Here is a 14,002-nt window from a genome sequence, read left to right as displayed (position 1 = left end):
GAATAGATAAAGATAAAGGCAAACAAAATTATTTGCCTCGTGCTGAATTGAAAGTCTTCTGACTTTCTATTTCCGCACTAAATATACACGCAACGTTGTACAACATACCCCGAAATGAACAAACTGCTGACAATTTCACTTCTGATTTTCTTATTTCTGTCTTGTAAAAACGACAAGAAATCTGAATTGGAATTTTATGCAGAAAACCAAACTTCATTTTTCGATTTGAGAAATGGAGACTGGACAAAAAACTCGTGGATTAAAAAACCTGAAAATCTAAAAATGGTTCACGAATCATTTAAAAAATTTGGTTACGACAAACTCGAAAACCTGATTTTTAAAAGTGACAACGAATTTTTAATTCAAGGAATTTATATCAAACGGAATTTCCAGAATTTAATTGACAGTCTGGAATTGACTTATAATAAACCAGAAATACAAACCAAATATTACGCTGAATTTTGGAGTCGCAGAAAAGCGGAGAAAAACGACTCAATCGTTTATGAAATAATCCGAGAATTCAACTCAATGAAATTGGACGAAAGACAGCGGAATTATGAAAACCAGTTTGTAAATGACACATTGGTTGACCTTTTAAAAATTGAATTTCACAACGAAAATCTGAATTCTAAAAAAGCGGAATCTGATTTTTATAAATTAAAAAAATACGGACTTAATCAATCAGCTTATAACCTACTCTACGAACGAGCAGAATATTCGGAATTGGAATTAGACCGAGAGAAATTAGAAAAGGAATTGATAAAAACAACGGAATTTGAACAACCTTGGCTTATCGATAATGAAAAATAAAGTACGTTGTACAACAATGTATAACCGCAATTACGGCGGATTCGACTACGTCCGAATCCACTCGGAATTGCTAAGGCTTGTGCTAAACTGAAAATAATCGCTAATTTAACCCGTAACTGACGGTTATACGAAACCGTTAGCATTAATTTGATGAAAATTCTTAACTACTATAGAAAAGCATTAGGTTATTTTTCAATTATAATCTTCTCAACTTTATTATCATCTTTAATAACGGGAAACTTTAATATGGGAATTGAAGGATTTACCCATCTAATTTTACTAACCGTTTGCTTATCAATTTTTATTGGCACTCTAATCTTTGCTTACGACAAATATATTGGTCCTAAACAAAGAATAAAAAAGATAAAAACAGCAAAGTTTACTGATTTCCTGAAAGTTGGATTCACCAATGAAAAAGACCACCTGATTGGAAAAATTAACGGATATACTGTAATTATAAGTTACTCTTGGAGAAATAGAAACGGAACAGAAAGTTTGATAACAATGATTTTATTTGACCCTAGAGTAAATGGGAAACATTTGAATAGTTACCATTTAAATAAATGGCAAGAATCAATCAAAGACAATTATAATTATTGGGAATATGGCAGACTTTTTACAGATTGGCCATATATGAATGGTAATCCAAAACTCAAATCTGTTCTAAAAAAGTTAGACAAAAACACAAAACTGATTTCGAGCAAAGGATTAAAAAAAATTGAATACTCGGAATGGGAAACTGAGATAAAAAATCATATGTTTAAAGAAAAAAACTAATGCTAACACCGTATAAAAAAAATTGCTAGTTTTAGCTAAACCAAAGTTAGTTGCTCGTTTGCTTGCTTCTGATTTTCCTTCGGAAAATCCTCGCACACAAACACGCAACTTTCCTTATACAAACACGTTAGCATTAATTAGAGAAAATGGAAGAAAAAATTTACCAAGTTGACGAAAGAAACATCAAAAGTATTTTTTTTGGAAGAAAAGAATTTATCTTTAGTAAGGAGAAAATTGAAGTATCGGTTCAATTTACTGAATTACATAAATATCCACGGCTAATTGAAAAAACTGTTAGAATAAGATTTGGTGATATAAAGAAATTAATCATAAATGAAAATGAAGTTAAAATAAAAGCATATGTAAAAATGAATTCTTTAAGTTTTAATGAAACATTTAAACTTAAAGAAAAAGATTTTATTACTTTCAAAGAACAGTTAGAAACATTACAATATGAAAAGAATTTAATTCAAGAAAGTAAATACAATCGCTTATTAAATCATCACGGAGTTTTTACAGTTCTTTCAGGCGCAATATTTACTTATTTATTATCGACTGGTGCTAATTTTTCTAATACCGAAGGGAAAAATAAATTTTTTGGATATCTAATTCAAAAAATAATAGAAACTCTTGGTCTGACAATTAGTATTAGTATATCTCTATTAATTTTACTTTATGGAATTTATACTATTTGGAAAAAAATTAATGAACCTAATGATGTAAATTCAAATAAAGTAGAATATAGCAATCTGAAAGTAAAATAACTAATACTAACATTGGCTAAAATTAATACGGGTTTTGGTTCTTAATCCAAAGTTTAGTGTATTTTTATAAAGTCCGCCAAATCTTTTGATTTAGCTTTGAACAGAGAAAGATAAAACAAAATTAAAAGTTTTGGCTAATCGCTTAATCCGAAATTAAATGCTAATTTAATCCCGTACTAACCTTAGCCGAAGCCGTTGTAGCCAATTTTAGAAAAACGCATTTACTCTACCAAAAGTATAGTTTACTCAATTTGACTTTGAGTAACTAAAAAGCTGAATTAAGTTTGAGGAATCAAACCAAAACAAATGAATTACAAACTAATATTTCCTCTTCTAACTTTAATCGGATTTCTAATCTCGTGTAACTCTTATAAAATTAAAGTTTACTCATTAAGCAGAAATATAGAATACACTGAAACAGATGGAAAAATGAGAATGTTTACTTCAGAGCCGAATAAATCCATTGTATTGATTTCCGACTCGACTCTGAATTACTCAAAAATTTACGGACATTTAGGAGCGTCAACTACAATTAAATATAGAAAATCCAACGACACGCTGATTTTAGAATCTCAAGATATTTATGGAAAAAATTTGACCGAAAACAATCCTGACTTTTCCAATCTTTATCTGATAACTAATGACAGTTTGACCAGCTTAATGAATAAAGAAAAATATTATTCAACTGACTATCTGAAAAATTCATCCAAAAAACCTAAAGGATTTTATATCGTATACGAGAATAAAGCCTACAAAATAAAAGGTCAAAAAAGTGCTGACCGAATACTTGGAAAAATTCCAAATATGGATACCAATAAATTTGTGGAATTGGACAAAGACTTTGCGAAAAAGAAATACGGAATAAACAGAAAATATAAAACGCTTGAATATAAATAAAAACTGGCTACAACAATGTATAACCGCAATTACGGCGGATTCGACTACGTCCGAATCCACTCGGAATTGCTAACGCCAGTTCTTAACCGAAAATTATTAACTTTAATCCCGTAACTGACGGTTATACAAATACGTTACCACACATTTGAGAAAAATTGAGAATTAAAAACAAACATACAGGACAAATAATAGGCGGAACTTATAGTTATTGGAAAAAAGAGATTTTGCCAAAACATAAAGAAACAAATTACGATATTCTTACTCATCCTGATATTGTTGATGTTTATGAAATTAACCCAAATAATGGTAAACTTAATTTTATAGAATCTATTGACAGAAGCCACGCTAAAAAACTGTATTTGACAAAAGACAATTTTACTATCAAAGATTCTGACTTATCTAAATTCGACGAATATTACCGACTTAAAAATCAATCGGACTTTTCGTTTTTACAAAGACTATTAAAAAGAATTAAGCAAATAATTAAACCAAGTAAAAATCCTAACGTAATTCCTTTTAACAGATTTGAACGCATAACAATAATCATTGGGATTTCCGCAATAGCAATAGCTATTATTATACCTATTGTTCTTTTCATCATAGATAAAGTATATTTTTAAAAATTAGTAAATAAGACATATGGAAAATATTAAAAATGTTAATGATATTGAACCAACCGAATTTGATAAATATAGCAAATACAAAAAGCTGACTGAATTACGAGCAATGGACGAAAAAGAATTGTTGATTTTAAACAACCTAAACCAATTCCGACTTTTAAAAACACAGAATATCTCGAAAAACATTTTTATATTCTTTTTAATTGTTGCGATTTTGTCCATAATATTGGAAATTGTTGTTGCTTTCATAATCTGATTAAAAAAAACGTGTGGTAACACCGTATATAATTTATTGCTTGGTTATAGCTTACTTACGAAAATCCTCGCGGATTTTCTATTCGGTTTTTATTTGTTAACTTAGTTGCTTAACCACGCAACAAACCATATACAAACACGTTACCTGCAATTGCGGAACTCACTCAAACCCAAATTAAATGAAAATAAAAAAAAGAACATTTGACTTAATTTTTATTATTGTTTCAACTGCAATATTGATAGCATTATCAGAATATGGACTTTTAGAAAAGTATATGGCTTTTGCATTAATTCCAATTTTAATTGCATATCAATTAGGACAATATTCTGAAAGAAAATTTAAGAACTAATGACTGAATTCTTAATGAAATTCACGTCGGATTTTTTAGCTCGTTTACGGAATCGAGCTCTGAATTAACAACCCAAGACCGAACTTTGTGCCGAATTAAGCAAGTTGTGGAATTACCACACAAACGGATTTGAGCAAGTTTGCGGAATTGAAAAACTGAACGGAAAAATAAGCGGAATTTTTTGCTAGTTTAGTTTATTCAATTTTTTTTAGAATTTTAAGAAAGTAAAAACGAAAAACAACAGCAGGTAACACCGTGTATAATTAATGGCTGGTTCTTGCCTACTTACGAAAATCCTCGCAGATTTTCTATTCGGTTTTTATTTGCTAAATTAGGTGCTTAAACACGCCACTAATCATACACAAAACCGTTGCCAACAATTGAGGAAAATCAGAACGCTGAATGAAATTAATCTTTAAACTTCAAATATTTGTAGTCCATTTATGGTTTTTAGTTTGTACATATTTAATGCTGACTAAAAATGACAAACCTGATTATATTGGAAAAACAGAACCTGATAAAACGGAACTCTATGAAATTTTATTTTATATCTCGTTAGCTATTTTAGTGGCTTTTTATATTTCAATTTTAGGAAAAAAATTATTGAAAAAAGCAAAATAAATTCTGACTCAAATGTGGAATGAAAAGCAAAACGGAATTTGAGCAAGTTTGCGGAATTACCAATCAAACGGAATTTATAAACGTAGCGAAAAACGAACTGAATGAAGAAAATCACTTTTGCGAAATTTAGCAAGTTGCGGAATTAAAAAATATTGACTAAAAAAATATGGTGGAAATTGTAGCTAGTTTGTTATTATCGATTTTTTTTGAATTTTAAGAAAGTAAAAAAACGAAAAAACAACTGTTGGCAACAACGTGTATAATTAATTGCTTTATTCTTCTCTACTTGCGAAAATTCCTGCGGAATTTTCACGGGTTCGTAAATGTTTACTAACTTAGTTGCTCAAACACGCAACTAACCATACACAAACACGTTATGTACAAGTTCCCAAACTAACGAAAATCCTACTTAATTTAAAGTTTTTAGATTTCTAAATAAGGAAAAAATTGAAATGCTGAATTGAAAAACACACTATGAATTTCACTCTAGCGGAATAAAAAATGTTGCAAAATACCACTCTGAATTTTAACTTTCCTAGAAACATTCTCTACATCGAAAATATAGCAAACTCTAAGTTTTGACGGATTTTAAAATAATCTGAACTTTAAGAAAGTTGTATTGGTAAAAGAGATTTCCCAGGTATATTTTTTTGCTACAAAAACATAATAAACCAATGGTTTGAGCTGAATATCTGAACCTTTAAACCTTCTAAAAATATCTACTACCTATTTTGATATTTAAGGTTAAAAATACATGTAGAACTATGGATTTTTACTCTTATGGTGGAAAGAAAATAAACCTGTACATAACACCGTGTAAAAAACATTGCTTACTTTAGTTCAATCGTTTGGTTCTTGCAATTTTGCTTACTGCTGATTTTCCTGCGGAAAATCCTCGCGTACAAAATCGCAACGTTCCTTACACAAACACGTTGGCAGCAAGGCGAAAACGACAGAAATACACTTTTTACCAAATGGTAAATGACGCAAAACAAGGATATATTATTTTGCAGTAATGAAAGAATTTATAGAGTACATCTTGCAATATAGTAATTTGAATAAACAGCAAATTGACTTGATTACAAGCAAAGCAAAAGAAATCGAACTTAACAAAGACGACTATTTTGCAGAAGCGGGAAAAGTTTTGAAACAAGTCGGGTTTATTATTGAGGGTATTATTCGTATTTGTTATTACAACAACAAAGGTGAAGAAATCACTAAAATTTTCATTGAAGAAAACCATCTTCTTTTCAACTTAAATAATGCACCTTCAACGGAATATATACAGGCTGCAACAGATTGTAAGCTACTTGTATTTTCTAACAAAGATTGGAAAGAAATTTCTGAAACTATAATTGATTGGGAACATATTATTCAAAAGATTACGAATAAATCACTTGCGCAAAAATTGGAACGAGTAAGTCCGCTAGTTTCACAAGATGCAACGACACGTTATCTGGAATTTATGGAAAAATATCCAACACTTGTCAATCGCATTCCCTTATCATACATCGCTTCATATTTAGGAATCACACAACAGTCGTTGAGTAGAATAAGAAAAAATATTCGCTAAACTGATTTTACCATATGGTAAATAGGTTCATTTCTAATCTGCGCACTTTTGTACCATCAATTTATATTAAAAAATAAAGAAAATGGACAAAACAATTTTTATTACAGGTGCATCAGCAGGATTAGGAAAAGCAACTGCCAAATTATTTGCGGCAAATGGTTGGACGGTAATTGCTACAATGCGTAATCCCGAAAAAGAAACAGAACTTACTGAGTTACCAAACATTCATCTTTTGAAGTTGGACATCAATAATGCCAAGCAAATTGCTCAAGTAGCTTCTGAAGCAGAAAAAATAAGTCCTGTAGATGTATTATTCAATAATGCAGCGTATGGACTTATGGGAGCTTTTGAGGGGGCTAGCGATGAACAATTAACAAGACAGATCAACACTAATTTCTTAGGAACAATACTCGTTACAAAATCATTTCTTCCTTACTTCAGAGCAAGAAAAAGCGGAACGATTATTACTGTTACATCTTCAACCGCTAATATTCCGTATCCGTTTGTAGCAGTTTATGCAGCAACAAAATCAGCATTGGAAACGTGGACGGAAGGAATGAGCTACGAACTAAATGAGTTTGGAATCAATATAAAAACAATTGTTCCTGCTTATATGCAAACTAGCTTTGGAAATAATGCACAAATGGTTTCTCATCAAAATTATCAGGAAGTTTTTAATCAATACATCACGGCAATGAAAGCAGATTCAAATGCAAAAAAAGATACACCTGAAACCATTGCCAATGTAGTTTTCCAAGCTGCGACAGACAACAAAAAGCAATTACACTACACAGCTGGCAATCTTTCAACATTAGAATATGAATGGCTGAGAAAAGATGGAATAGAAAATGTAATTTCAACAATGAACAAGCGATTTTTTGAACACGAATAATGACGTAAAAAAGCCCAGCTGCCAACAACGTGTATAAGTAATAGCGGTTTAGGTAATTACTTAAACCGTTTTTCATTTTAATAAAGTATATTGCTAATCGAAAGGCTGTCGCACATAATCCGCTACTGCTCATACACAAACACGTTGGCATTCATTGAGCAGAACCGTTAAAAATTACAATTATGAGTAATTTAAAAGACATAAAATAGATAATTGAAAAATATACGAATGACTCAAATTTGGCTGAATTACAAGGCATTGAGAAATTATAAAAACACTATTTTAATAAAAAGTAAATGAGAATTTAAAGCTGTATAAAAAGAGTGATTAAAAAAAAGATGTTTGACTTTTAGCTCGTTTGCGGAATCTGAAACTGAATAAAAAAATATATTATGAATAGAATAAGAATAATTGGTTTAATAATGTTAATAATCGGAATTATTTTGCAGTTTTCATTTGAAAATGATGGAACTGATTTTCTTACTGGATTTTTAGTCGGAGGAGGAATTGCATTGTTAATAACAGGACAAATTAAATCTAAAAAAAAAATCTCATTCTGACGTTTAGAATATTTAAGGAACTGGAATTGAAAAAGTTTGCGGAATAAATATCTGACCGAATTTACTCAAACGCAAGAAAAACATAAAATTGAATTAAGTCGAGTAAACAGAAACCTAAATAAAAAAACAACGAAATGCCAACACCGTATAAAATTAATTGCTAGTGCAAGCCTACTTATGAAAATCCTCGCGGATTTTCTATTCGGTTTGTATTTTGCTACATTAGGTGCTTAAACCACGCAACTAATCTTATACAAAACCGTCAGACTGTCTAATAACTATTCCTTTTTTCAGTTATATTTTTAAGAAGTTCTCAAGTAATTTACAGGTGATTTTTGTATTTTTTAGTTATGAAATTCATACTTGGAAAAGACCGAAAACAGACCTGCCTTTTTCCTGTTTCTCTTGAAGATTCTATAGAATCTGAGAACAGCGTAAGGTCTATAGATCAATTTGTAGATTCACTTAACCTTGCAGAACTAGGATTCCGTTCAGACTTTACCGAAAACGGTCCTCCGGCCTATAACCCAGCTGTTCTTCTCAAACTTTACATCTACGGATACATGAACCGTATGCGTTCTTCAAGACAATTAGAAAAAAAATGCAGGCGTAACATTGAAGTCATGTGGCTGCTTGAATCGCTAACCCCAGACCACAACACCATCAGTAACTTCAGAAAAGATAATGCAAAAGCTATTAAAAAAGTGTTCTTTGCTACCGTGCAAATTGCACGCAATTTTGGGCTTATCGGAGCTACACTTATAGCAGGAGACAGTACTAAGTTTAGAGCTCAGAATAGTAAGAAAAACAATTTTAATAAAAAGAAAATACAGCGTCACATAGATTATATTGACAATAAATTAGAGCAATATAACAAAGCTCTTGAGCAAAGTGATAGTGAAAATGAGAAAGAAGATATTAAGAAGAATATTGATAAGCATCAAGGTCGTAGAAAAGAATACGAAAAACTAAATGTACAGCTGAATGCCTCTGGAGAACCACAAATTTCTACCTCTGATCCCGATAGCAAGCATTTAATTGTGCGTAACAATATTACTGAAGTTGCTTACTGTGTACAATCTACTGTGGACGCAGATCACAATATTCCGTTCGACTACTTGGTTACCAATAAAAATGACTCCAAAGCTATGGGACAGATGTTACAGAGAGCTAAAACCATTCTAGGGACAAATACATTTACGGCGCTATACGACAAAGGATATCATACAGGAAGTGAATTTAAAACTGCTAATAAACTGGGTATTAAAACCCTTGTTGCTATTCCTGGAATAGGAAGAGCATCGCAAGCTCCAGACCCTAACTATAACTCAGAACATTTTAAATATAATAAAGAACACGACACCTATACCTGCCCGGAAGTAAATATACTTAAAAGTAATGGAAGTATCTATAAAGCTCGTAATTACAACTTCAAACAATATAAAACAACCAAATGTAAAGCTTGCCCCGCAAGAGCATTATGCACCACGTCTAAAGTAAATGGAAAAGTAGTACAGCGCAGTGAATTCCATAAATATATTGAAGCCAACGTAAAGAGCGTATTGCAAAATCCTGATGCTTACAAAAAACGCCAAGCCATTGTAGAGCATCCATACGGAACCATAAAACGCCAGTGGAGTTTTGATCATATTATGACTAAAAAAAACGATACAACGTGCTAGTGCAGATGTAGGATTTATGTTTATTGCCTATAACTTAAAAAGAATTTGGAATATCTTTAGAAAAACAAATACACCTCGTGTTCAAGCTCACAGATCTTTAATTAGGCTTTTTACAGCTATTCTAACAAGTTTTGAAGAACCCTACAAACAAAATTCAAAATATAGAATCTTAGCTCACGTCTAATAGAAAAAACTGTATTTTAGTAGAAATATATAAAAACGCAGCAAGTTATTAGACAGACTGCCGTTGCAAACAAGCTAAAAAAACCGAACTAATTACCAAATTGGTAACTTTTTTTTGTTATCTTTGCGTCAAACAATTATAATGTGAGAGTAATCGCAAAACGAACTTTACGAGATTTTTGGGAAAAACACGCTGATTGTGAAGAACAATTAAAATCGTGGTATAGAGAAACTGAAAAATCCGAATGGAACAATATTAACGAATTAAAAAGTGAATATCCGAGTGCTAGTATTTTAAAAGACAATCGAATTGTTTACAATATTAAAGGTAATAATTATCGTTTGATTGTAAAATTTAATTTTGAATACGGAATATGTTGGATAAGGTTTATTGGAACTCACGCTGAATATGATAAAATTGACGCAAATAATATCTAATTATGAAAATATTACCAATTAGAAACGAAAAAGACTATCAAAACGCACTCAACAGACTTGAGGAAATTTTTGATGCAAAAAAAGGAACGGAAGATGGAGACGAATTGGAAATCCTGTCAATTTTGATTGATAGATATGAAAATGAACAATTCCCAATCGGAATGCCTGACCCAATAGAAGCAATTAAATTCAGAATGGAACAAATGGGAATGAAACAAAAGGATTTAGCAGAAGTTGTTGGATTTAAAAGCAGAGTTAGCGAAATTTTGAATAAAAAAAGAAAACTGACTCTAGATATGATTAGAAAACTAAACACTACTCTACATATCCCTACTGAAGTTTTAATTCAAGATTATTAATTGAAAAAAGCCAGTTGGCAACACCGTATATAATTTATTGCTAGCTTCTCGCCTACTTACGAAAGTCCTCGCGGACTTTATTTGTCGGTAATTATTTACTAAATTAGTTGCTTAAACACGCCACTAATCATACACAAACACGTTAGCAAACATATGATACAGAATAAGAACATTCATTTAAAACTGATTTTCATTTTTTTAGTTTTATTAATAAAATCAAAATTTTGTTTCTCTCAGCAAACTGTAAATTTAACTAACATTGATTTGATAATTTATAATAAAGATGATATAAACTTAAGATTATTTGAAGAAAAAAATAAAAATCAATTTATAGAAGTTTATTTAGAATTTAATGACAACTCTGATAATATTTTTATTTCAACCGATTTAGAATATGATAACGATATTGTAACTTTAGAAGAAATAAAACTAGCTGAAAATGATGTTATATTACGTCTAACCCAGATAAAAAAAACAAATATTAATGACCTACTAAAATATGAAATAGAGATTAATAATAATTGGTTTAAGTACGGTGAAGACACAAATAAATTAATTCTAAAATTTATAAACAAATCGCTATCAGTTATTCAAGAACTTTATTTTAATAAAAAAGAATTTAGTGGTGGTTTAGGTTCTTCTAGAACTTATCGTGAGACTGACAATGAAGAAAAATGGAGAGTTTATAACGCAGAATATTTTACGACTATTGTCTTAGATTTAGGCAACAATAAGCATATCTATTTATTGAATGATGGAGACTCCCAAGAGTTTTTATTCCTTCCCTTAGTAGAGAATGACTATTTAATATCTAATGATGATGGAATAAGTAGTATAAAAAATACTTTACTGTACAAAACAAATTACTTAGAAACGTTCGAAAGGTATGATTATGAAGAGTTTGCCACTCTTTTAAAAAACAAAAATAACAACTATGAATTAGTAAATACGTTTAACGAAAATTTACTTAAAGCGGAATACGAAACCATTATGCATAATCAGTTTTTCATTATTGGTAAAAATAAAAAACAAATCGATATTTTCAATTCCTATTATGAAAAGATAGAAATTGACTCCGTTAAAAGTGCTTATCTATATAGAAGTGGTTTAGAAGTTTTGACCAACAAAGGAGCTAGTTATTATGATTCTGAATTGAAAATTATTGATAAATTCCCCAAAAAATCATATTCAGTGTGCGGAACAGTTTCTTATGAAAAATATATAGTTGAATATGATAAATATGAAAAATCACATATCATAAAAAGAATAGAAGGTGAAGCTTTTTCTAATCAAGGCAAAAGAAAAGATTTTAAATTAGAAGGCGTAAAAAAAAGAGATATAGTAACTTTCCTTAACAACTCAAATAAAACCTATTGGGATACTAACATTGATTTTACAGGAGAAAAATACATAAATCCAAATTATCTAATAGTCACAAGGAGAAACAGAAGTGGTATTTATAAATATGAATATAGCAGTTCTAAATATGACACAATAGCTGATATAACAAATCCTTTTATATATTTTCCAGAAACAATTAAAAATGAAACTATTTTACCTATTAATTATAAATCTATCACATATAACCCTAAAGATGGCTTAGTCTATTTTTACAAAAAAAATAAAGTTGGCATTTTTCCAAGGCATAAAACGGTACAATATCAAAATATCAATCAGGAAACCAACTCATTTTATAGAATAACGAGAGAACGAAGAAAAGGTTGGCTAGATATTAATACAAACATTGAATACTATGATAATTAAATACGTTTGCTAACACCGTATATAATTTATTGCTTGTTCTAGCCTACTTACGAAAGTCCTCGCGGACTTTCTTGGTCGGTAATTATTTACTAAATTAGTTGCTTAAACCACGTAACAAACCATATACAAACACGTTAGCAAACATAATGACCCGTCCTGAATAAAGGCTACATAATTTTAAACATTATGTATAGAAATGACAAAGTAATTAGAAGGTACAGTGAACCTTTTAAATTGAAAATTTTAGCCGAACTTACAACAGGAAAATACACTAAGAGTGAATTGTGTAAGCTCTACTCCATCGCTCCTACAACTGTTAACGAGTGGATTAAAAAGTATGAACGTAAAGACTTAATGAACACCAGAGTAAAAGTGGAAACAAAAGACGAAATTACTAGAATTAAAGCGCTACAAAAAGAAGTAGAACAACTTAAAAAACTACTACTTAAAAAAGATCTCGATGCAATGGTAGATGAATCTTACCTAGAAGTAGCCGCTGAAAAATTAGGATACAAAAACATCCAACAGCTCAAAAAAAAACTAAATACCAAGCCTTAATAAAAGCAAAAGATAAAGCTAAGGGATTTGTTTCTTTATCGACTATTACCAGTTGTTTTGGACTAAAACGAGATGCCTATTATAAGTTTAAATGCAGAGCTGATAAGCGTTTAAAACTAGAACAACAAGTTATTAATATAGTCAAGAAAAGACGCAAATCTCTTCCTAGAGAAGGTGTACGTAAACTCATTAGATCGTTAGAAAATGAGTTTTACAATGCCAATCTTAAAGTCGGCAGAGACTCTTTATTTAGCGTACTTAGAAAGTATAATATGCTTACACTAAGAAAGAAAACTAGTGCTAGAACTACAAACTCTTATCATCGTTTTTATAAATACAATAACCTGATAAAAAATATGGAAATTACAAAGCCAAATCAGGTGTGGGTAAGCGATATTACCTACATAAGAACCATTAAAGGATTTTGTTACTTAGCACTAATAACAGATATGTATTCTAGGAAAATTGTAGGATATGACCTAAGTGATAGCCTAGAATTAAAAGGATGTGTCAGAGCTTTAAACAAAGCTATATATCAAGCTAAAAACACAAAGAAACTTATATATCACTCCGATAGAGGCATACAGTATTGTAGCAATGTATACACGCAAATATTAAAAAGAAAAAAGATAGATATTAGTATGACGGAAGAAAATCATTGTTACGAAAATGCTATGGCAGAGCGGGTAAATGGCATACTAAAAGATGAATTTTATCTTGACCAAACCTTTGATAACGTGGCCCACGCCAAGAGAGCTACAAAAAATGCAATTAATCTATACAACGAAATAAGATTACATTTATCTTTAGATTATAAAACACCGAATATGGTATATAAATTATCAGCTTAAAAACAATTTTAACCTGTAGCCATATTTCAGGACTAGACATTTGAGAAA

The 14,002-nt window shown here is 30.4% G+C and carries 15 protein-coding genes and 1 pseudogene; all 16 read left to right on the top strand.

Going from position 1 to position 14,002, the window contains the following annotated elements:
• The first annotated feature begins 114 nt into the window (after positions 1 to 114).
• The 16 genes and pseudogenes from FNB79_RS09735 to FNB79_RS09670 all read left to right on the top strand — a co-directional run bounded on the left by FNB79_RS09735 (position 115) and on the right by FNB79_RS09670 (position 13,954).
• A complete protein-coding gene (locus tag FNB79_RS09735) occupies positions 115 to 810 on the top strand; it encodes a hypothetical protein (RefSeq protein ID WP_143381124.1) in 696 nt (231 codons plus the stop codon).
• A 246-nt stretch (positions 811 to 1,056) separates the two neighbouring features.
• Positions 1,057 to 1,587, top strand: a complete 531-nt coding sequence (locus tag FNB79_RS09730) for a hypothetical protein (protein WP_221932574.1) — start codon at positions 1,057 to 1,059, stop codon at positions 1,585 to 1,587.
• 146 nt (positions 1,588 to 1,733) lie between these two features.
• Complete coding sequence (locus FNB79_RS09725) at positions 1,734 to 2,351, top strand: hypothetical protein (protein WP_143381122.1); 618 nt, start codon at positions 1,734 to 1,736, stop codon at positions 2,349 to 2,351.
• Between the two features lie 306 nt (positions 2,352 to 2,657).
• On the top strand, positions 2,658 to 3,248 hold the full coding sequence (locus tag FNB79_RS09720) for a hypothetical protein (RefSeq protein ID WP_143381121.1): 591 nt from the start codon (positions 2,658 to 2,660) through the stop codon (positions 3,246 to 3,248).
• A 155-nt stretch (positions 3,249 to 3,403) separates the two neighbouring features.
• Positions 3,404 to 3,868 (top strand): hypothetical protein, encoded by a 465-nt coding sequence (locus FNB79_RS09715; protein WP_143381120.1) that lies wholly within the window; start codon positions 3,404 to 3,406, stop codon positions 3,866 to 3,868.
• A 434-nt stretch (positions 3,869 to 4,302) separates the two neighbouring features.
• The gene (locus tag FNB79_RS17200; protein ID WP_185967746.1) at positions 4,303 to 4,473 is read left to right on the top strand and encodes a hypothetical protein; all 171 of its coding nucleotides are present in this window, start codon (positions 4,303 to 4,305) and stop codon (positions 4,471 to 4,473) included.
• Positions 4,474 to 4,875: 402 nt separating this feature from the next.
• Positions 4,876 to 5,094, top strand: coding sequence for a hypothetical protein (locus tag FNB79_RS09710; RefSeq protein ID WP_143381119.1), 219 nt, complete (start codon positions 4,876 to 4,878; stop codon positions 5,092 to 5,094).
• 1,015 nt (positions 5,095 to 6,109) lie between these two features.
• Positions 6,110 to 6,667 (top strand): Crp/Fnr family transcriptional regulator, encoded by a 558-nt coding sequence (locus tag FNB79_RS09705; RefSeq protein ID WP_143381118.1) that lies wholly within the window; start codon positions 6,110 to 6,112, stop codon positions 6,665 to 6,667.
• Between the two features lie 82 nt (positions 6,668 to 6,749).
• Positions 6,750 to 7,559: an SDR family oxidoreductase gene (locus FNB79_RS09700; protein WP_143381117.1), complete on the top strand. Its 810-nt coding sequence runs from the start codon at positions 6,750 to 6,752 to the stop codon at positions 7,557 to 7,559.
• 392 nt (positions 7,560 to 7,951) lie between these two features.
• On the top strand, positions 7,952 to 8,119 hold the full coding sequence (locus FNB79_RS17195) for a hypothetical protein (RefSeq protein WP_185967745.1): 168 nt from the start codon (positions 7,952 to 7,954) through the stop codon (positions 8,117 to 8,119).
• A 350-nt stretch (positions 8,120 to 8,469) separates the two neighbouring features.
• Positions 8,470 to 9,985 (top strand): annotated as a pseudogene (locus tag FNB79_RS09695) (IS1182 family transposase).
• 143 nt (positions 9,986 to 10,128) lie between these two features.
• The gene (locus tag FNB79_RS09690) at positions 10,129 to 10,422 is read left to right on the top strand and encodes a type II toxin-antitoxin system HigB family toxin (protein ID WP_054729199.1); all 294 of its coding nucleotides are present in this window, start codon (positions 10,129 to 10,131) and stop codon (positions 10,420 to 10,422) included.
• 2 nt (positions 10,423 to 10,424) lie between these two features.
• Positions 10,425 to 10,781, top strand: coding sequence for a helix-turn-helix domain-containing protein (locus FNB79_RS09685; protein WP_068449010.1), 357 nt, complete (start codon positions 10,425 to 10,427; stop codon positions 10,779 to 10,781).
• 153 nt (positions 10,782 to 10,934) lie between these two features.
• Positions 10,935 to 12,545 carry a hypothetical protein gene (locus FNB79_RS09680; protein WP_143381116.1) on the top strand — a complete coding sequence of 537 codons (1,611 nt, stop codon included), beginning with the start codon at positions 10,935 to 10,937 and terminating at the stop codon, positions 12,543 to 12,545.
• Positions 12,546 to 12,731: 186 nt separating this feature from the next.
• The gene (locus tag FNB79_RS09675) at positions 12,732 to 13,103 is read left to right on the top strand and encodes a transposase (protein WP_143381115.1); all 372 of its coding nucleotides are present in this window, start codon (positions 12,732 to 12,734) and stop codon (positions 13,101 to 13,103) included.
• Positions 13,049 to 13,954: an IS3 family transposase gene (locus tag FNB79_RS09670; protein WP_143381114.1), complete on the top strand. Its 906-nt coding sequence runs from the start codon at positions 13,049 to 13,051 to the stop codon at positions 13,952 to 13,954. Before FNB79_RS09675 ends, FNB79_RS09670 begins: the two co-directional genes overlap by 55 nt.
• Positions 13,955 to 14,002: the final 48 nt, after the last annotated feature.

It is taken from the genome of Formosa sediminum (genome assembly GCF_007197735.1).
GTDB classification, from domain to species: domain Bacteria; phylum Bacteroidota; class Bacteroidia; order Flavobacteriales; family Flavobacteriaceae; genus Formosa; species Formosa sediminum.
The sequence above is the reverse complement of the archived record's forward strand: the minus strand, read 5'-3'. Positions and strand labels throughout refer to the sequence as shown.